Raw genomic sequence first — 19,045 nt, 5'->3', positions numbered from 1 at the left:
CGGCGTCGGAGGCGTGTGTATCCTCGGCGGTCGTACAGGGGGCACGATGAACGGCTGGCCGACACAGGATGCGCAACGACCGCTGCCCGGGGTCCCGGGCTATCGCGTCGCGCGCGTGATCGGCGAAGGCGGCATGTCCACGGTCTACCTCGGCACCCAGCTTTCGCTGGGGCGCGAGGTCGCGATCAAGGTGATGCGACCCGAGGCGCTGGCCGACGAAGTCAGCCGCCGGCGGTTCGAGAACGAGGCCCGCACCATCGCGCGCCTGGAGCATCCGCACATCGTCGGCATCCACGAGGTCGGGCGCACCGACGACGGCCTGCCCTGGTACGCGATGCCGCACCTGGCGCGCGGCCACGTCGGCCAGCGCGACCTGACCGCCGACCCGCAGCGCGTACGCGAGATCCTGCGCGCACTGCTGTCCGCGCTCGCCTTCGCCCACGCCCGCGGGGTGATCCATCGCGACGTCAAGGCCGAGAACGTGTTGTTCGACGAAGCCGACCGGCCCCTGCTGGCGGACTTCGGCATCGCCCTGCGCCGCGGCCATGGCACGCGGGTGACGATGACCGGGCTCGCCGTCGGCAGCACCGCCTACATGGCGCCCGAACAGGCGCGCGGCCAGCAGGTCGACCACCGCGCCGACCTCTACAGCGTCGGCGTGCTGGCGTGGGAGATGCTCACCGGCGAGCTGCCGTACAAGGCCGACGACGCACTGTCGATGGCCATCCAGCACGCGCAGAATCCGATCCCGAAGCTGCCGCCGGCGCTGCGCCACTGGCAGAAGTTCTTCGACCGGGCGATGGCGAAGTCGCCGCGCAAGCGTTTTGCCGATGCGGCGCAGATGCTCGAGGCGCTCGATCGCGTGCCCGTCCACCAGCGCAGCCGCGGACCCGATCCGCGCGAACTGCTGGCGCGCATGCGCGCACGCCTGCGGCGCGTGACCAGGCCGGCCTGGGTGGCGGTGGCCCTGGTGCTGGCCGCCGCGATCGGCCTGGGCATGCATGGCCGCTCGCCGTCCGAAGCAGGCCCGGCAGCCGCTGGACGCACCGCGGGGCCGGCCTCCGCAGCCGATGGATCGGAATCCGACGCGTCTGCGGGCGCGCCCGCCGGCACCCACACGCCCGGGGACGCCCCCGGCGACATGCTCGCCGCCGCGCCGTTGTCCACCGCGGACCGGCTGCTCGAACAGGCGCGCGCGCAGGTCGAGGCCGGCAGGCTCGCGGCGCCGGCCGGCGACAATGCCGGCGAGACCCTGCTTGAAGCCGCCCGCGCGGACCCCACCCATCCGCAGCTGGCCGGCACCGCCACGCGCGTGTCCGATGCGCTGCGCGACGCCACCGTGCGCGCGATCGCGCGCGACCGCGCGTCGGACCTCGACCTGCTGCTGCGCACGGCGGCGCGGGTCCAGGCCACCGGCGTGGTCCCCGACGCGGCCCGCGCCAGCTGGCGCACCCGCGTGGGCGAGGCGATCGAATCCCGCGCCGAAGCGGCGCTGACGCGCGTCGACCGGGCCGCGGCGCTGCGCATGGCCGATGCGGCGGGAGCCGCCGGGCTGCCCGACGCCACGGTGCGCCAGTTGCGCGCCCGCGCCGAGCGCCTTCCCGACCTGCAGGGACGCGATCCCGGCAACCTCGACGGCATGAAGGTGCTGGAGGGCACCGCGCGTCCGCTCGCCGCCTACCTGCGTCCGGTGACGCGCAGCGAGTACGCGCGTTTCGCCGAGACCACCGGCCGCGAACCGTCGCTGTGCCGCGAGCGCGCCTCGCTGCTGCGGATGGTGTCGCCGCGCGACTGGACCCGACCCGGCTTCGACCAGGGCGACGGCGATCCCGTGGTGTGCGTGTCGGTGGCGGACGTCGAGGCCTACGCGCAATGGTTCGGACGCCGCGACGGTCACCGCTACCGCCTGCCGACCGCCGCCGAGGCCGCGGGCCTTCCCGCCACGGGCGGCCGGGCACTTTCCGAATGGCGCGCCGACTGCGCAGCCGACTGTGCGAAGCGTCGGGCCGCGGGCGCCAGCTTCCGCAGCGGCGAGGCCTCGCGCACGCTCGACGCGGACCGCGGCTACGACGACGTCGGCTTCCGCCTGGTGCGCGAGCTCTGACGCATCGCGGCCGTCGCGCCGCGCCGGTAAGATCGCCGCATGTCCCCCACCCCGACCCTGCCGCAGCGCCTGCAGCGGCTGTTCCTCACCGGCCTGCTGACCCTGCTGCCGATCTGGCTGACCTGGGTGGTGGTCAAGTTCGTGTTCGTGCTGCTGTCGGACATGAGCCGGCACTGGGTGGGACCGCTGTCGCACCAGATCGCGGCCTGGTTCCCGAGCACGCTGGGATGGATCAACGCCGACTCGGTGCAGGCCACCATCGCGATGGTGGCGACGCTGCTGCTGATCCTCGTGGTCGGCTGGCTGGCGCGACGCGTCGTCGGGCAGCGCCTGCTGGGATGGGTGGAGGCCCTCGTGCAGCGGATTCCGCTGGCGAACGTGATCTATTCCAGCTCGCGCAAGCTGCTCGACATCCTCCAGACCAAGCCCGACGGCACCCAGCGCGTGGTGCTGATCGACTTCCCGCACGACCAGATGAAATCGGTCGGTTTCGTCACCCGGGTGATCCGCGAACAGGGCACCGGGCGCGAGCTGGCCGCGGTGTACGTGCCGACCACGCCCAACCCGACTTCCGGGTACCTGGAGATCGTGCCGGTGGAGAAGCTCACGCCGACCGACTGGACGGTGGACCAGGCGATGAGCTTCATCATCAGCGGCGGTGCAGTGGCACCGGAGACGATCCCGTTCGAGCCTCCGCGCCGCGCGCCGGGTGCCGCGCCGGGATGAGCGTGCACCCGCTCGACGACCGCGCCACGCGCCTGTTCATCGCGCTGGCCGCGTTCTTCTGCGTCAACGCCGTGCTGGCCGAGTTCATCGGGGTCAAGATCTTCGCGCTCGAGGACACGCTCGGGATCGCGCCGCGCGAATGGGCCCTGTTCGGCCAGTCCGGCTCGCTCAGTTTCACCGCCGGCACCCTGCTGTGGCCGGTCGTGTTCGTGTTCACCGACGTGGTCAACGAATATTTCGGCCGGCGCGGCGTGCGGCTGATCTCGTGGATCGCGGTGGCGCTGATCGTGTACGGCTTCGTGTTCGCCTTCGTGGCGATCGCGCTGGCGCCGGCCGGCTGGTGGGTGACGGCGGCGCAGGACCAGGGCGTGCCCGATTACCAGGCCGCGTTCGCGGCCGTGTTCGGCCAGGGCATGTGGACGATCGCCGGCTCGGTGGTCGCGTTCCTGGTCGGGCAGCTGATCGACGTGCAGGTGTTCCACCGCATCCGCCGCGCGACCGGCGAGCGGATGGTGTGGCTGCGCGCCACGGGGTCCACGGCGGTCTCGCAGCTGGTCGACAGCTTCGTGGTGATCTGGATCGCGTTCGTGCTCGGGCCGCAGCAATGGCCGACCTCGCTGTTCCTGGCCGTGAGCAGCGTCAACTACGCCTGGAAGATGGCCGCGGCGGTGGCGCTTATCCCGCTGCTGTACGTGATGCGGCGCGCGATCGCCGGCTACCTGGGCGTGGAGCGCGCGCGCGGGTTACGCGCGGCGGCGGCCCAGGGCTGAAACACGGCCACGGTCGCTCCCCGGCCCGTCCGGCTCATGCGCGCAGGCCAAGCGCGCTGCGCAGCGCGTCGCGATAGCGGCGTCCCGATGTCAGCGAGCTGCCATCCTTCAGCCGTAGCCAGTACTGGCCGGCCCCGCATGGCTCCACCTGGTCGACCAGGTCCACGCGCACCGCGCGCGAGCGGTGGACGCGCACGAATCGCGCCGGATCCAGCCGCGCTACCAGCGAGGTGAGCGTCTCGCGCAGCAGCAGGCTGCGGCCGGCGATTACCAGCTCGACGTAGTTGCCCTGCGCCACCAGCATCGTGATGTCGGCGACCTCCACCATGCGCAGGCGCGCGCCGTCGGGCACCGCCAGCCGGGTGGCGTGGCGGGTCGCGTCCTCCGGCACGCCCGGTTGCGCCGTGGCCTCGGCGCGGCCGCCGAGCCTCGCCCGCAGCCGTGCCACCGCGTCGCGCACGCGCGCGCCGTCCAGCGGCTTGACCAGGTAGTCGACCGCCTCGACGTCGAACGCGTCCAGCGCGCGTTCGCCGAAGGCGCTGACGAACACCACCATGGGCCGGCGCGGCGGCGGCAGGCGTTCGAGCAGCTGGAAGCCGTCGAGTCCAGGCATGCGGATGTCGAGGAAGATCGCATCCACCGGCGACTGGCCCAGCCCGTCCAGCGCCGCGGGTCCGTCGCCGTAGCTGCCGGCGATCCGCACGCCCGCGATCCCGCCCAGCAGCCGCGCCAGGCGTTGCCGCGCCAGCGGCTCGTCGTCCACGATCGCCACCCGCAGCGGTACCGGCTCGCTCACGGGTCCGCTCCCGCGACCGCGCGCGCTTGCGGCAGTCGCAGCCGCGCGGTCGTGCCGCCATCTGCATTGCGGTCATGACTGAGCCACGCACCGTCGCCGTGGAGATGGGCGAGCCGTGCGCGCAGGGTCGCCAGTCCGTGTCCATGATGGACGGTGGACGCGCGATGCCCGCCGTCGTCCGCGATCTCGACCAGCAGCATGCCGCCGTCCGTGGATACGCGTATCCGGAGGCATCCAGGCGTCGTGCGCAGCGACACCGCATGCACGATCGCGTTCTCGGCCAGCGGCTGCAGCGCCAGCGGCGGGACCGGCCAGTCGTCGAGACCCGGCGCGACCGACCAGTCCAGCTGCAGCCGCTCGCCCAGGCGCACCTGCTCGATCCCGAGATAGTCGCGCAGCAGCGACAGCTCGTCGCGCAGCGGCACGGTGCGCGCGGACTGGTGTTCCAGGCTGCTGCGCAGCAGCGTCCCGAGCGAGACCAGCATGCGGTCGGCGGCGTCCGCATCCTGGTGCACCATCTCGGCGATCGAGTTGAGCGCGTTGAACATGAAATGCGGGTTGAGCTGCGAGGTGAGCGCCTGCAGGCGCGCATCCACCAGCGCGGCCTGCAGCTGTTCCGTCTGCCGTTCGCGCTGGCGCGACCGCGCCGCATACAGCAGCGCATGCGCGGCGCCCACCATCAGCCACAGCAGGAGCAGGTTGTTGGCCAGGCTGGTGAGCAGCACATCCGCCAGCGGCGGTGGCGACCGGTACCAGCCGATCCAGGGATTGAGCGCGATCACCGCGAGGGCGCGCAGGACGACCAGCAACAGCACCACCGTACCCGTGGCCACAAGCGACACGAGCGCGCGCCCGCGTTCGATCGGGAAACGCCCGACGCACCACAGCAGCAACATCGTCAGCGGAATCCACAGCCAGGCCGATGCGAATCCCAGCATCGCCGCCTCGCGCAGCGGCATCACCGCGCCGTCCGCGCCTTCCATGCTCAGCCACTGGCTGGTCGATGCCACGCCGTACAGCGTCCACCAGGCGGACACGATGAGCAGCGTGGACCAGGGCCGTTCGCGCATATGCCGGACATCGTGGGCCGCCATGCGAACGCCCGCAACCGCCGGCGGCACGTTCGTCACGCGATCCGGACGGTTCGTCCCGACGGGTTTGCGCGTGCGACGCGCGGGGCGCCCACTCGAAGCCCCCGAGCCCGAGGAGCCGCCCCATGACACATGCACCGATCCTGTTCGCCGGCGCGCTGGCGATCGCGCTGTCCGCGTGCGCCCGGGCGGGCGACCGTCCTCCCGCCCGCAGTCACGGCTGCGCGCCGGTAGAGGTGTTCGCACCCGGCGTGATCTCGCTGGAGGGCAGCTGGCAATGGCGACTGAGCTTCACGCCGACGCGCCGGCAGGCGTACTGGTCGCACAGCGAGGGCTGGTGGCCCGGCACGCGCGAGCGCGCGACCATCCGTACCTCGCACCGCCTGCCCGGCGGGCGCTGGTCGACGCCCGAGGTGGTGCCGTTCTCGGGCCAGCACGCGGACATGGACCCGTTCGTCTCTCCGCTGGGGACGACGCTGCTGTTCTCGTCGATGCGTCCGGTCGACGGCGTCGAACGCGGCGACATGGACCTGTGGATCGTGCGCCGCACCCGGCATGGCTGGAGCGCGCCGGAACACCTCGGCCGCGAGGTCAATGCCGACGGATACGACGAGCTGTATCCGAGCGTCGACCTGCTGGGCAACCTGTACTTCGCGCGGGTCAAGGCGCCCATCCCCACCGAGGACGTCGACATCTGGCGCAGCGCGCGCAGGCGCGACGGCAGTTATGGCGCGCCCGAGCGGCTCGGGCCCGGCGTCAACACGCCGCAGCGCTGGGAATTCAATCCGGAGATCTCGCCCGACGGCCGCACCCTGCTGTTCGTGCGCCTCGACCGGCCCGACGACGGCCTCGACGACCAGGGCCATGGCTGGGGCGATCTGTACGTCAGTCGCCACCATCGCGGTGGCTTCGGGCCGGGGGTGAACCTGGGCCCCTGCGTGAACACGGCCGCGGACGAATTCCATCCGACCATGCTGTGGGAGCGCAACGAACTGTTCTTCGCGCGCGATCCCGGCGCGCCCAGCGATTTCCACCGCACCCGCATCCGCCTGCCGCGCTGAGCCGGCAGGCGGGAACGCCGCCGTGCGGGACGGGTGTCGGCCGTCCCGTTGCGGGCAGCGTCGGCATCGATAACGACGGCGCGCGCGTGGAAAACGCGCGCCGTGGTCAGGACCGCCGGCCGATCAGGCGCGGGCGTCGCGCCCGTCGCGCTGCGGACGGCCCTGCCCCGGGCCGGTGCGCTGGCGCGGACCGGCGTGCGCGTGCGCGCCGCGGTCGGCCGGCTTGCCGTGCGCGCGGTGCGCCGGCTTGCGCGGCGGACGCTGGCCGCCCGCCGGCTTCGGTCCGCTCGCGCGGCGGCCGGGCTGGTTGCCGTCCAGGCGCAGCGGCTGCGAAGGCTCGAAGCCGCGCACCGGTTCCATCGCGATGTCGGCCTTGAGCAGGCGCTGGATCTGCCGCAGCAGTCCCGCCTCGTCCGGCGACACCAGCGACAGCGCCTCGCCCTGCGCGCCGTTGCGGCCGGTACGGCCGATGCGGTGCACGTAGTCCTCGGCGACCATCGGCAGGTCGTGGTTGATCACCAGCGGCAGGTTCGGGATGTCGAGCCCGCGCGCGGCCACATCGGTGGCGACCAGGATCCGCGCCTTGCCCGACTTGAACTGGTCCAGCGCCTTCTGCCGCTGGGCCTGGCTCTTGTTGCCGTGGATCGCGAGCGCCGGCAGGCCGGCCTTCTCGAGCTGCTCGGCGAGCCGGTTGCAGCCGTGCTTGGTCTTGCCGAACACCAGCACCTGGTCGGTGTGGCGGGTGGAGAGGATCTCGACCAGCAGGTCGCGCTTGCGCGAGGCGTCGACCGGATGCACGCGGTGCACGATGGTCTCGGCGATGGTGTTCTGCGCCGCGACCTGCACTTCCACCGGGTTCTTCAGCAGTTCCATCGCCAGGCCGCGGATGCGCGGCTCGAACGTGGCCGAGAACAGCATGGTCTGGCGCTGCTGCGGCACCCGCGACAGCACCCGCTTGATCGAGGGCAGGAAGCCCATGTCGAGCATGCGGTCGGCTTCGTCGAGCACCAGCAGCTCGACCGCGTCGAGCTTGGCGTGGCCCGAATCGAGGTGGTCGATGAGGCGCCCCGGGCAGGCGACCAGGATGTCGACCCCGCGGCGCAGGTTGTCGATCTGCGGCTGCATGCCGACGCCGCCGAAGATCATGGTGACGTTGAGCCGCAGGTGGCGGCCGTAGGTCTTGAGGCTGTCGCTGACCTGCACCGCCAGCTCGCGGGTCGGGACCAGCACCAGGGCGCGCGGCTTGCGCGGGCCCTTGGCGGGCGTCATGCCGGCCATCTTCTGCAGCAGCGGCAGGCCGAACGCGGCGGTCTTGCCGGTGCCGGTCTGCGCGGCGCCGAGGATGTCCCTGCCGGCGAGGGCGGGCGGGATCGCCTGGGCCTGGATCGGCGTGGGCGTGGTGTAGTTGGAATCGGACAGCGCGCGCAGCAGTGCGGGCGACAGGCCCAGCCCTTCGAAGGGCGAGGTTTCAAGCGTCATCGGAAAAGTGCTCCGTGGCAGCCGCCGCGGTCATGCGCGCGCGGCCACTGACGTGGCCACGGAGCGCGTGCGAACGCTTCGACTGTCTTGCCCGGAACCATCCAGATCCGCGTTGCGGGCAAAGGTGTGACGGCGTCCGGAGGGTCCGGGCCGTTGTCTGCGCGACGAAAGACGTGCGGGAGAGGACGCCGCGGGTGGGGGCCCGTGGCCGGCCTGCCAGGATCGTGGCCGCGAGGGGTCGCGGCGGGCAGCCGTGCTGCAAACGCCGCCAGTGTAGCGTCCGCCGCGCGTTCGCGCCAGCATGGCCCTCACCGCCCCGACGCGGGGCGTGGCCGTGCGCCCCCTGCCCGCCATCGCGCGTGTCCGGACGGTGGAAAGCGGCCCGGCGGCTGTGACACCCTTGCGCGGGTCCCCCCAGCGAGCGCCGCATGTCCTTCCGACCGTCGCCTTCGAGCCCTGGCACCACCCTCGCCCGCCTGCTGCTGGCGAGCGTGTTCATCGTCATGGGGGCCTGGCGACTGTGGCAGGCCTACGAAGGCGCCTCGTTCAGCGGCGCGACGCTCAGTTTCAGCGCCGCCGAACTGGTGCTCGGGCTGCTGGTGGCGGCCGGCTGGAAACTGCGCCTGGTGGCGCTGGCCTCGGCGGCGCTGCTGGTGGCCGACGCGGTGCTCTCGCACGCGTTCTGGGCGCTGGGCGAGCCGGCGCGCAGCGCGCAGATGCTGCATTTCATGAAGAACATGGCGATCGTCGGCGGCTTCCTGCTGCTCGCGCTCACCGCGCCGGCGCGCAGGCGCTGACGATGGCCGCCGAAGCCGACCCCAGCCAGCTGATCCGCGCCGTCGCGCTGCTGGGCGCGGCGGTCGTGGCGGTGCCGCTGTTCCGCAGGCTCGGGCTCGGCTCGGTGCTGGGCTACCTCGCCGCCGGCCTGGTGATCGGGCCGTTCGGGCTGGGCTGGTTCGCGCACCCGCAGGCGATCCTGCATTTCGCCGAGCTGGGCGTGGTGATGTTCCTGTTCGTGGTCGGCCTGGAAATGCGACCCAGCCACCTGTGGAGCCTGCGGCGCCAGATCTTCGGGCTCGGCGCGCTGCAGATGGCCGCCTGCACGCTGGCGCTCACCGGCGTCGCCCTGGCGCTGGGGCTGGCGCCGACGGTGGCATTCATCGCCGCCGCGGGGTTCGTGCTGACCTCGACCGCGATCGTGATGCAACTGCTGGGCGAGCGCGGCGACATCGCCCTGCCCCGCGGCCAGCGCATGGTCTCGATCCTGCTGTTCGAGGACCTGCTGATCGTGCCGCTGCTGGCGCTGGTGGCGTTCATGTCGCCAGCGCCGGTCGATCCGGACGCGCCCTCGCGGCTGGTCAGCGTCGGGATCGCGGTCGCCTCGCTGGTGGCGCTGATCGTCGCAGGCCTGTACCTGCTCAACCCGCTGTTCCGGATCCTGGCCGCGGCCAAGGCGCGCGAGGTGATGACCGCCGCCGCGCTGCTGGTGGTGCTCGGCGCGGCGGTACTGATGGAGATGGGCGGGCTGTCGATGGCGATGGGTGCGTTCCTCGCCGGCGTGCTGCTGTCCGAATCCACGTTCCGCCACCAGATCGAAGCGGACATCGAACCGTTCCGCGGCATCCTGCTGGGCCTGTTCTTCGTCGCGGTGGGCATGTCGCTCGACCTGGCGGTGGTGCGCGAGAACTGGCACCTGATCGCGCTCGCGGTGCCGGCGATGATGCTGGCCAAGGGCGCGTGCATCTACCTGGTGGCGCGCCTGCTGCGCAGCAGCCACGGCGACGCGCTCGACCGCGCCACGCTGATGGCCCAGGGCGGCGAGTTCGCGTTCGTGCTCTACGCCGCGGCCGAGGCCGCGCGGCTCATCGACGCCCCGGTCAACGACACGCTGACCGCGATCGTGGTGCTGTCGATGGTGCTCACGCCACTGGTGGTGCTGGCGATGCGGCGGCTGGGCCCCCGGAGCGAGGCGCCGTCGCTGGACGGCGTGGAGCAGGTCGACGGCCAGACCGGCAGCGTGCTGATCATCGGCTTCGGCCGCTTCGGCCAGGTGATGAGCCAGTCGCTGCTGGCGCGCGACGTGGACGTGACGATCATCGACACCGACATCGAGATGATCACCAGCGCGGCCGAGTTCGGCTTCAAGGTCTATTACGGCGACGGCCGCCGGCTGGACGTGCTGCACGCCGCCGGCGGCGACAGCGCGCGCGCGATCGCGGTGTGCATCGACGACCGCGCCGCGGCCGACCTGATCGTGGAACTGGCGCAGCACCAGTTCCCGCAGGCGAAACTGCTGGTGCGTTCGTTCGACCGCGAGCACTCGCTGAAGCTGGTCAATGCCGGGGTCGATTTCCAGATCCGCGAAACCTTCGAATCGGCGGTGGCCTTCGGCGAGGCCGCGCTGCGCGCGGTCGGCATCGACGCCGACGAAGCGGCGCGCATCGCCGAGCAGGTCAGGCGCCTGGATGCGGAACGCTTCGAGCTGGAAACCGCCAGCAACGACGTCCGCGCCGGCATTCCCAAGCTGCTCAACAACACCGGCAACGTGCCGAAGCCGACGCCGTTCACGCCGCCGCGTCGGGAGGGGCAGCGGCTGGACGGAGAAGCGGACGTGCCCGACCAGCCGTCGTCCGCCGCCTGACCTGCGGGCCCCACGCGCGCGCGTGCGTGCCCGCTACATCGTGATGCGCTTGCGGTTGTCGTCCGCGACCCGGTCGATCAGCTTGTTATATGGATCGAACCCGGCCTCGAACGGCGCCTCGTCGACGGTCACGGTGACCACCGGATCCTCCGTGGTCACGTGGTGCCGCTCCAGGTAGAGCGCCTTCTCGTCGCGCTCCTTGCCCGAGGGGCCGCGCGCGAACACGCCGACCTCGATCCAGTCGTCGAGTTCCGCCGGCGTCTCCCTGCCCTTGCCGTCGGCCTCGCGCTTGGCCGCGTGCAGCCGCAGGGTCACGTCGTACCTGCCGTCGGCACGCTTCTTCGACGTCGCCTCGACCACACGGTTGTCGTAGAACACGATCTTCTCGAACAGGTCGGTGATCAGCGCCTGCTGGACCGGCGAGGCCTCCTCGCGGAAATAGCCCACCAGCTCGCGAGAGGTGGCGAACGGTGCCCGCTGGTAGCCCTTGTCCTGCAGGAATCGCCGCAGCGCGCGGTTCACCGCGGCTTCGCCCAGCTCTTCGCGCAGGCGGTACATCACCAGCGCACCCTTCTGGTAGTGGATGTACTGCTGGTTCTCGTTGCGGTACAGCGGCAGCTCCTCGAGGCGTTCGCCGCCACGTCCGCCGAGGTAGCGATCCAGCTCGTAGCGCAGGAACTGGCGCATCTGCGCACGGCCGTACTCCTGCTCCATCACCATCAGCGCCGAGTATTGCGCCAGCGTCTCCGACAGCATCGTCGCGCCCTGCACGTTGGCGCCGATCACCTGGTGCGCCCACCACTGGTGCGCCGCCTCGTGCGCGGTGACGTAGAACACGTAGTCGATGTTGTCCGGGTCGCGCAGGTCGGTGATGAAGCCGATCGACTCCGAGTACGGGATCGTGTTGGCGAACGCCTGCGCGAAGCTGGCGTAGCCCGGGAACTCGATGATCCGGAACTGGCGGTGCTGGTACGGGGTGAAGTGCTCCTCGAAGTACGCCAGCGACTTCTGCGTCGCCTCGATCATGCGGTCGACGTTGAACGGGTGCCGGGCGTCGTGGTAGACGTCGATGGGGATGTCCTTGTAGGCGCCCTTCTTCACCTGCCAGCGCGCCGACAGGAAAGCGTAGAAGTCCAGCATCGGCTGGTCCATGGCGTAGCTGAAGCAGCGGCGCCCATCGCGCATGAACTCGCGCTCGAGGTAGCCCGGCGCCAGCGCGACCTGGTCGGGCGCAGTGCAGACGATGGTCGAGAAGTCGATCCAGTCGCCATCGTCGCCGAGGTATGTGTTGGCACGCGCGGCTTCGTCCTCGAGCTTCGGCATCCGCCGCGGCTCGCCGAGGTCGCGCTTGCGGCGGTCGTTGCGGTCCTCGATCTCGGCGCGCGGGTTGTAGCCGAACGACGGGAACAGCCGGCCGTTGAAGAAGCTGCCGTTGTCGACGAACTGGGTCTGCGCCTGGGTGTTGGTGATGCCTTTGGGAACGAACTCCATGCGGAACCGGAACTCGCGCCGCTCGTCCGGCTGCAGTGGGCGCGACAGGCGGTAGATCCGGTAGCCGAGCGGCGAGTCGCGGGCGACCAGGCTCTGCCCGCCCAGTTCGACCGACGTGAGCGTGTCGTCGTCATCGACCTGCAGGTGGACGTCGGCGATCGCCTCGGGATGCGGATTGTGGACGGTGTAGGCCACGTCCGCGGTCATCGACTGCGTTTCGGGCCGCAGGTCGACCAGCGGCCGGCTGGCGACGATCTTCGGCTGCGGCAGGTGCTCGTACTGCTTGTACTCCTGCTCGTAGCGTGCCTGCAGGTCGAGCTGGCCTTCCGGCGAGATGTACTCGTTGCGGATGTTGGTGTTCCAGAACAGCCAGGCGCCGACGCCGGCGAACGTCGCAAGCGCCGCGACGAAGGCGATGCCCAGGCCGCCGCGCATGCGTGTGCGCAGCTGCGCCCAGCGCTGGCGCCGGCCCTGGTCGACCCCGCGCACCCACAGCCCGGCGCTCAGCAGCAGCAGCGCCAGCAGCAGCGCGCCCCAGTAGCCCTGGAACCACAGCTGTCCCGCGAGGAAGTGGCCGTAACCGTTCATGTCCGAATACGGCGCGTTCGGCCAGCTGCCGAAGGTGTACAGGTTGTGGGTGAAGTCGAGCACGTCGAGCACGATCTGCGACAGCACCACCAGCACCAGCAGGCCGTAGCCGATGAACTTGTTGTTCGCCAGCACCTGCAGCACCAGCGCCATGCCACCCATCAGCACGAACGGCGCCGAATCGAGCAGCAGAGCCTTGCCGTATAGCGCCGGCTCGATCGCAATGTAGCCCTTGGCCAGCTGGATCGCCACGGAGGCGAGCATGCCGATCGCGTGGAACAGCAGCACCACCGCGACGATCGTGCAGAACTTCGCCGCCAGCGGCACCCAGCCGGGGAACGGCGCGGCGTCGGTGACCTCGTGGATCTTCGCCGCGCGCTCCTTCCACACCAGCTCGCCGGCGTAGAACATCACGATGATCACCAGCAGGAAGCTGAAGCTGCCACGCAGCGCATCGAGCATCCGCGAGGTCACCGGATACACGTCGGTGCCGTACATCGACTGGATCGACAGCGCGGTGGGGATGAAGTTGGCCAGGCCGAAGGCCAGCATCACCAGGAACGGCACGCTGCGCAGCACGCCCGCGGTGTCGAAGCGTACCTGGTGCAGGAACTGGCGCAGCGCGGTTCCGGGGCCGAACGCCGGTGCGACCCGCGGCGGGGCAGCCGTCGGGGTCGAATACGATGGGACCTCTTCGGTTGTTTCAGCCGCGCGCGCCCTGCGCCACCTGAGGCCGCGACCGGTGCCGGTGCGCTGCGTGCGGAACAGCGCGAACGTGGCCGCGAACAGCCCCAGCCCCAGCGCGATCCACAGTGCGCGGTTCGCGATCAGGTAGCCGGCCAAGGCCGGAAGTCCCGTGTTGCGCTCCTCGGCCGACCAGTACCGGATCGTGCGTGCCAGGGCGCGGATGCCGAGCGGTTCGAGCAGGGTCGCCAGCCAGACGTTGTCGAGGTCGCTCATCATCGCCGCACTGACGCCGTACAGCACGAAGAAGCCGATCACGCCGAGGTAGACCCACAGGATCGACCGGGTCACGGCCGCCAGCAGCGCCAGCAGCCCGCCGGTGAACACCAGGTTCGGCAGCACCATCACCGCGAACGCCCACAGGTAGGGTCGCAGCGATACCGGCCCAAGCCGCGCCTCGTCGATCCACGGCATGAACTGGGCGATGAAGATGCCCAGCGCGATCACCAGGTACACCACCAGGCTCGCCAGCATCGCCGCCGCCAGCCGTCCCAGCAGGTAGTCCCGACGACGGATCGGGCTGGCGAAGAACAGTTCGGCCGTGCCCTGCTCGAAGTCGCGCAGCAGCGCCGCGCTGACGAAGATCGGCACGATCAGCATGCCCAGCAGGGTGAACGCGGTCAGCCACTGCGCGACCACGATCGGCGCGTTGCGGTACACGTTGCCGATGCCGCCGCCGAGTTGTACGGCGTCGCTGGCCGCGGCACCGAACCCCAGCAGCGCGAACAGCACCGCAAGGAACCACAGCAGCGGCGAGCGCAACTGCTCGCGCAGCTCGAAGCGGAAGAATTCGAGGATCATCGGCGGCGCCTCACGCGGCCTGGCGCTGCAGGCGGAGCTGCCGGAAGTACACGTCCTCGAGGTCCGGATCGATGCGCTCGAAGCCCTGCTCCGGGCATTGCGCACTGAACACGTGGATCACGGGTTGCCCACCGACCAGGCGCGTCGACAGCACGGTGTGGTTGGCCTCGTAGCCCGGCAGCGCGTCCTTGCCGACCTGCTTGCGCCAGACCTGCTCGCGCAGTTCCGCGATGGCGTCGGCCGGGCGGCCCGTCAGCAGCACCCGGCCCTTGTTCATGATCGCCATCGTCGGGCACAGGTCGGTCACGTCCTCGACGATGTGCGTGGACAGGATCACCGCCACCTGCTCGCCGATGTCGGCCAGCAGGTTGAGGAAGCGGTTGCGCTCCTCGGGATCGAGGCCGGCGGTGGGCTCGTCGACGATCACCAGCCGCGGGTTGCCGAGCAGGGCCTGGGCGATGCCGAAGCGCTGGCGCATGCCGCCCGAGAACCCGCCGAGCTTGCGCTTGCGCGCATCCCACAGGTTCACCTGCTTCAGTAGCCCGTCGACCACCTCGCGCCTTTGCCCGCGGACGGTGAGTCCCTTGAGCACGGCGAAGTGCTCCAGCAGGTCCTCGGCGCTGACCTTCGGGTACACGCCGAAGTCCTGCGGCAGGTAGCCGAGCTGGCGCCGCACCGCGTCCTTGTCGCGCAGCACGTCGATCGGCGTGCCGTCGGCGCCTTCGAGCGTGGCGCTGCCGCTGTCGGCCTCCTGCAGCGTCGCCAGCGTGCGCATCAGCGAGGACTTGCCCGCGCCATTGGGCCCGAGCAGGCCGAACATCCCGCGCGGGATGTCCAGGCTCACGTGGTCGAGCGCATGCACGCCGTTGGCGTAGGTCTTGCACAGGTCGCGGATCGCGAGCATCGAACGTCCCCTCGGGCTCCATGCCCGGCTGCATGGATGGTAGCGGTGACGGCCGGGCGGCCGCCCATGTGACTGGTCAGGGTGTCGGAGGTCACACGGCGCGATGCCTCAGACCTCGACCACCATTCCTGGCCGCGCGAGCCGCACGTCGACGCCGTCGCGCTCACCGAGCTCGCCGGCGAGCGCTTCGCGCGCCCTGTCCTCGCCGTGCACCAGCACCAGCGGCGGGTGTCCTTCGAAGCCCTCGTACCAGTCGATGAGCCCGCGCTGGTCGGTGTGCGCGGACAGCCCGCCGATGGTGTGGATGCGCGCACCGACGCGGTGGTCGTGGCCGTGGATGCGGACCCACTTCGCGCCATCGACCAGCCGCCGGCCCAGCGTGCCTTCGGCCTGGTAGCCGACGAAGACCACGTGCGTATTGCGCCGGTCGATGCTGTGGCGGAAGTGGTGCAGGATGCGGCCGCCGTTGGCCATGCCGCTGCCGGCGATCACGATCGCGCCGTTGTCGATGCGATTGATCGCCATCGACGCCTCGGTCGATTCGGTGATGTGCAGGTTGGGCAGCGTGAAGGGTGCAGGCCGCCCCTTCCACACCTGGCGCGCGTCGGCATCGAACAGCGCCTGGTGGCGGTCGTAGACCGCCACCACCTTGGCCGCCATCGGGCTGTCGAGGAAGATCCGCCAGCGCGAGAGTTTCCACTCGTCCCAGTAGCGGGCGAACCAGTACAGCAGTTCCTGCGTGCGCCCGACCGCGAACGCCGGAATCAGCACCTTGCCGCGCGCGTTCCAGGCCTGTTCCAGCAACTCGCCGAATTCGTGGATGGTGTCGAGCCGGTCGCGGTGGTTGCGATCGCCGTAGGTCGATTCCATCAGCACCAGGTCGGCCACGCGCACCTGCACCGGATCGCGCAGGATCGGGGTTCCCGCAGGGCCGAGGTCGCCGGAGAACACCAGCTTGCGGCCATCGGCCCAGAGCTCGACGATCGAGGACCCCAGGATGTGGCCGGCGTCGCGCAAGGCGATCTCCACGCCGGGCAGGATCCGCGTGCGCGCGTCGTAGTCCAGCGGCTGCAGCAGACCGAGCAAGTCGTGCACGTCGTCGCGGGTGAACAGCGGCATGGTTTCGGGTTCGCCGGCGCGGCGGCGGCGGTTCTCGCGTTCGGCGTCGTTCTCGGCCAGCGAGGCGGCGTCGAGCAGCATCACCGGCATCAGGTCGGCGCCGGCAGCCTGCACGAAGACCGGTCCGCGGAATCCCTGCCGGACCAGTCGCGGGATCCGGCCGATATGGTCGATGTGGGCGTGGCTGACCACCAGCGCGTCGATCGCGGTCGGATCGAACGGGAAGGGCTCGAAGTTGTGCGCCTCCGCCCCGCGCCCGCCCTGGATCATCCCGCAATCCAGCAGGATGCGGCGGCCGGCGGCCTCGACCAGGTGCATCGAACCGGTGACCTCGCCCGCAGCACCATGGAAATGCACCCGCATGCCGCTCTCCCGCCGCCAAACCACTGATTCTGCGCGCATCGCGGCAGGGACGTGAATGCCGGCCCGGCTCCCGACATGACCTTCGACACCTTCGAGCCCGCATGCGCGGGCGTACAGTGCCGCGCAGCCGGCCCCGGCGGTTGCCGTCGTCGCCGTTCCACCGACACCGGAGATCCCCGTGAGCCCCACCGCACCCAGACTGCTGCTGTTGTCCCTCGCCGTGACCCTGGCCGTGACGGCCTGCCAGCGCGAGACCGCCCCCGCCGACGCCAGCGCCGCCGCTCCGGCCGACGCGCAGGCCACGCGCGAGATGACCCTGGACGAAAGCAAGCTGCCGCCGCTCAACCAGTTCCAGCTCGCCGACCTGGACACCTCGAAGAACGCCTGCACCGATTTCGCCGGCTACGCCAACGCGAAGTTCCTCGCCGCCCATCCGATCCCCGGCGACCGCACCAGCTGGGGCGCGTTCGAGATGCTCGACGAGCGCTCCACCGCGATCCAGCACCAGCTGGCCGAACAGGCCGCCGCCGACGCCAATGCCGGCGGCGTGGAGAAGCTGGTCGGCGATTTCTGGGCCACCGGCATGGACGAGGCGAAGATCAACGCCGAAGGGATCGAGCCGCTGCGCGACGAACTGGCCCGCATCGACGCGCTCGCCGACAGTGCCGCGATCGCGGCCTGGCTGCGCGAGACCGCCGCCAGGGGTCAGGGCTTCCTGATCGGCGTCGGATCGATGCCGGACTTCAAGGACTCGTCGATCAACATCGCCGCCACCGGCCAGGGCGGGCTCGGCCTGCCCGACACGCCCTACTACAAGGATGCCGACAAGCAGGACATCCGCGAGGCCTACGTGGCCCACATCGCCAAGGTGCTGGAGCTCTCCGGAGTGCCGGCGGCCGATGCGGCCACGCAGGCGGAGCATGTGATGGCGTTCGAGACCCGGCTGGCGGCGGCGTCGAAGTCGCGCGCGGAGTTCTCGCGCGACGTGTCGCTGTACTACAACCCGATGCCGGTGGCCGATGCCGACAAGCTGACCCCCAACTTCTCCTGGACGCAGTTCTTCGAAGCCCAGGGCGTCGAGCAGCCGGAGACGTTCTCGGTCTCGGTGCCCGACTACTTCCGCGAAGTGGACGCGATGCTGGCCGACGTGCCGGTCGAGCAGTGGAAGAGCTACCTGCGATTCCACGTCGTCGACAGCGCCTCGCCCTACCTGTCCGATGCCTTCGTGCAGCAGAACTACGAGTTCTACAACAAGACCCTCAGCGGCCAGAAGGAGCTCGAGCCGCGCTGGAAGCGGGTGCTTGGCACCATCGACGGCCAGGTCGGCGAGGCGATGGGCCAGCTGTACGTGAAGGTCGCCTTCCCGCCCGAGTCCAAGGCCAAGATGGAGGCGCTGATCGCCAACCTGAGCGAGGCGCTCAAGGTCCGGATCGAGAACCTGGAATGGATGAGCCCGGAGACCAAGACCAGGGCGCTCGAGAAATGGGCCACGTTCGAGCCGCGCGTGGGCTATCCGGACAAGTGGCGCGAGTGGAACGGGCTGGCCACCGGCCGCGACAGCTACCTCGACAACGTGCTGGCCGCGACCGAGTTCAACTACAAGTGGGACCTGTCCAAGATCGGGCAGCCGGTCGACAAGACCGAATGGGGCATGCGCCCGCAGACGGTGAACGCCTCCTACAACCCGCTCGCCAACCAGCTGACCTTCCCCGCCGCGATCCTGCAGCCGCCGTTCTTCGACCCGGATGCCACCGAAGAGCTCAACTACGGCGGCATCGGCGCGGTGATCGGCCACGAGATGACCCACGGCTACGACGACCAGGGCAGCCGCTTCGACGCCAAGGGCACCTTCCTGCCGGATCCGGGCTGGTGGACCCAGGCCGACTTCGACGGCTTCCGCGCCCGCACCGGCAAGCTGGTCGCGCAGTTCGACGGCTACAAGACCGACGACGGCCGCAACCTCAACGGCACACACACCCTGGGCGAGAACATCGCCGACCTCGGCGGCCTGGCGACCGCGTATGACGCGATGAAGAAGGCGACCGCCGGCACACCCGATCCGATGACCGACGGCCTCACCCGCGACCAGCGCTTCTTCCTCAACTGGGCCACGGTGTGGCGCCGCAACTTCACCCCGGAAGAGCTGAGCAAGCGCCTGGTCACCGACGAGCACGCGCTGGCCGGGTTCCGGGCCATCGGCGCGCCGTCGAACCTGCCCGCGTTCGCCGCCGCCTTCGACTGCAAGCCGGGCGATGCGATGGTGCGGGGGGGCGAGGAGCAGGTCGTCATCTGGTAAGGCCCGCCTCCCGTCGATGACCGAAGAAGCCCGGCCTGGCCGGGCTTTTTCCATTCAGGTGGCGCGACGAT

13 protein-coding genes are annotated in these 19,045 nt (G+C 70.6%); 7 read left to right on the top strand and 6 right to left on the bottom strand.

Annotated features, from left to right (window positions below; genetic code table 11):
- Positions 1–46: 46 nt before the first annotated feature.
- The 3 genes from QFW81_RS17345 to QFW81_RS17335 are packed head-to-tail and all read left to right on the top strand — an operon-like array spanning position 47 to position 3,600.
- Positions 47–2,104, top strand: a complete 2,058-nt coding sequence (locus QFW81_RS17345; protein ID WP_280580467.1) for a protein kinase domain-containing protein — start codon at positions 47–49, stop codon at positions 2,102–2,104.
- Positions 2,105–2,143: 39 nt separating this feature from the next.
- A complete protein-coding gene (locus tag QFW81_RS17340) occupies positions 2,144–2,830 on the top strand; it encodes a DUF502 domain-containing protein (RefSeq protein WP_280580466.1) in 687 nt (228 codons plus the stop codon).
- Complete coding sequence (locus tag QFW81_RS17335; protein WP_280580465.1) at positions 2,827–3,600, top strand: queuosine precursor transporter; 774 nt, start codon at positions 2,827–2,829, stop codon at positions 3,598–3,600. Before QFW81_RS17340 ends, QFW81_RS17335 begins: the two co-directional genes overlap by 4 nt.
- Before the next feature lie 34 nt (positions 3,601–3,634).
- Here the strand turns inward: QFW81_RS17335 and QFW81_RS17330 are convergent, their stop codons facing one another.
- Both QFW81_RS17330 and QFW81_RS17325 read right to left on the bottom strand, forming a co-directional pair.
- The gene (locus tag QFW81_RS17330; protein WP_280580464.1) at positions 3,635–4,396 is read right to left on the bottom strand and encodes a LytR/AlgR family response regulator transcription factor; all 762 of its coding nucleotides are present in this window, start codon (positions 4,394–4,396) and stop codon (positions 3,635–3,637) included.
- Positions 4,393–5,466 carry a sensor histidine kinase gene (locus QFW81_RS17325; RefSeq protein WP_280580463.1) on the bottom strand — a complete coding sequence of 358 codons (1,074 nt, stop codon included), beginning with the start codon at positions 5,464–5,466 and terminating at the stop codon, positions 4,393–4,395. Before QFW81_RS17325 ends, QFW81_RS17330 begins: the two co-directional genes overlap by 4 nt.
- 146 nt (positions 5,467–5,612) lie before the next feature.
- On the opposite strand from QFW81_RS17325, the gene QFW81_RS17320 reads away from it, so the two are divergent.
- Positions 5,613–6,548 (top strand): TolB-like translocation protein, encoded by a 936-nt coding sequence (locus tag QFW81_RS17320; RefSeq protein WP_280580462.1) that lies wholly within the window; start codon positions 5,613–5,615, stop codon positions 6,546–6,548.
- Positions 6,549–6,671: 123 nt separating this feature from the next.
- On the opposite strand, the gene QFW81_RS17315 is transcribed toward QFW81_RS17320, so the two are convergent.
- A complete protein-coding gene (locus QFW81_RS17315) occupies positions 6,672–8,027 on the bottom strand; it encodes a DEAD/DEAH box helicase (RefSeq protein ID WP_280580461.1) in 1,356 nt (451 codons plus the stop codon).
- A gap of 428 nt (positions 8,028–8,455) precedes the next feature.
- Between QFW81_RS17315 and QFW81_RS17310 the strand changes: the two genes are divergently transcribed.
- Together QFW81_RS17310 and QFW81_RS17305 are read left to right on the top strand one after the other, a co-directional pair.
- A complete protein-coding gene (locus tag QFW81_RS17310) occupies positions 8,456–8,824 on the top strand; it encodes a hypothetical protein (protein ID WP_280580460.1) in 369 nt (122 codons plus the stop codon).
- 2 nt (positions 8,825–8,826) lie between these two features.
- Positions 8,827–10,668 (top strand): monovalent cation:proton antiporter-2 (CPA2) family protein, encoded by a 1,842-nt coding sequence (locus tag QFW81_RS17305; RefSeq protein WP_280580459.1) that lies wholly within the window; start codon positions 8,827–8,829, stop codon positions 10,666–10,668.
- Between the two features lie 33 nt (positions 10,669–10,701).
- Here the strand turns inward: QFW81_RS17305 and QFW81_RS17300 are convergent, their stop codons facing one another.
- The 3 genes from QFW81_RS17300 to QFW81_RS17290 form a co-directional block, all read right to left on the bottom strand.
- The gene (locus QFW81_RS17300; protein WP_280580458.1) at positions 10,702–14,292 is read right to left on the bottom strand and encodes an ABC transporter permease/M1 family aminopeptidase; all 3,591 of its coding nucleotides are present in this window, start codon (positions 14,290–14,292) and stop codon (positions 10,702–10,704) included.
- A 10-nt stretch (positions 14,293–14,302) separates the two neighbouring features.
- On the bottom strand, positions 14,303–15,196 hold the full coding sequence (locus tag QFW81_RS17295; RefSeq protein WP_280580457.1) for an ABC transporter ATP-binding protein: 894 nt from the start codon (positions 15,194–15,196) through the stop codon (positions 14,303–14,305).
- A gap of 108 nt (positions 15,197–15,304) precedes the next feature.
- Positions 15,305–16,678 (bottom strand): MBL fold metallo-hydrolase, encoded by a 1,374-nt coding sequence (locus QFW81_RS17290; RefSeq protein WP_280580456.1) that lies wholly within the window; start codon positions 16,676–16,678, stop codon positions 15,305–15,307.
- A gap of 202 nt (positions 16,679–16,880) precedes the next feature.
- Between QFW81_RS17290 and QFW81_RS17285 the strand changes: the two genes are divergently transcribed.
- Positions 16,881–18,974 carry a M13 family metallopeptidase gene (locus QFW81_RS17285; protein WP_280580562.1) on the top strand — a complete coding sequence of 698 codons (2,094 nt, stop codon included), beginning with the start codon at positions 16,881–16,883 and terminating at the stop codon, positions 18,972–18,974.
- The last annotated feature ends 71 nt before the right edge of the window (positions 18,975–19,045 follow it).

Origin of the sequence: Luteimonas kalidii, from assembly GCF_029887935.1 — a bacterium.
Classification (GTDB): domain Bacteria; phylum Pseudomonadota; class Gammaproteobacteria; order Xanthomonadales; family Xanthomonadaceae; genus Luteimonas; species Luteimonas kalidii.
This window is presented reverse-complemented; position numbering and strand designations above follow the sequence as displayed.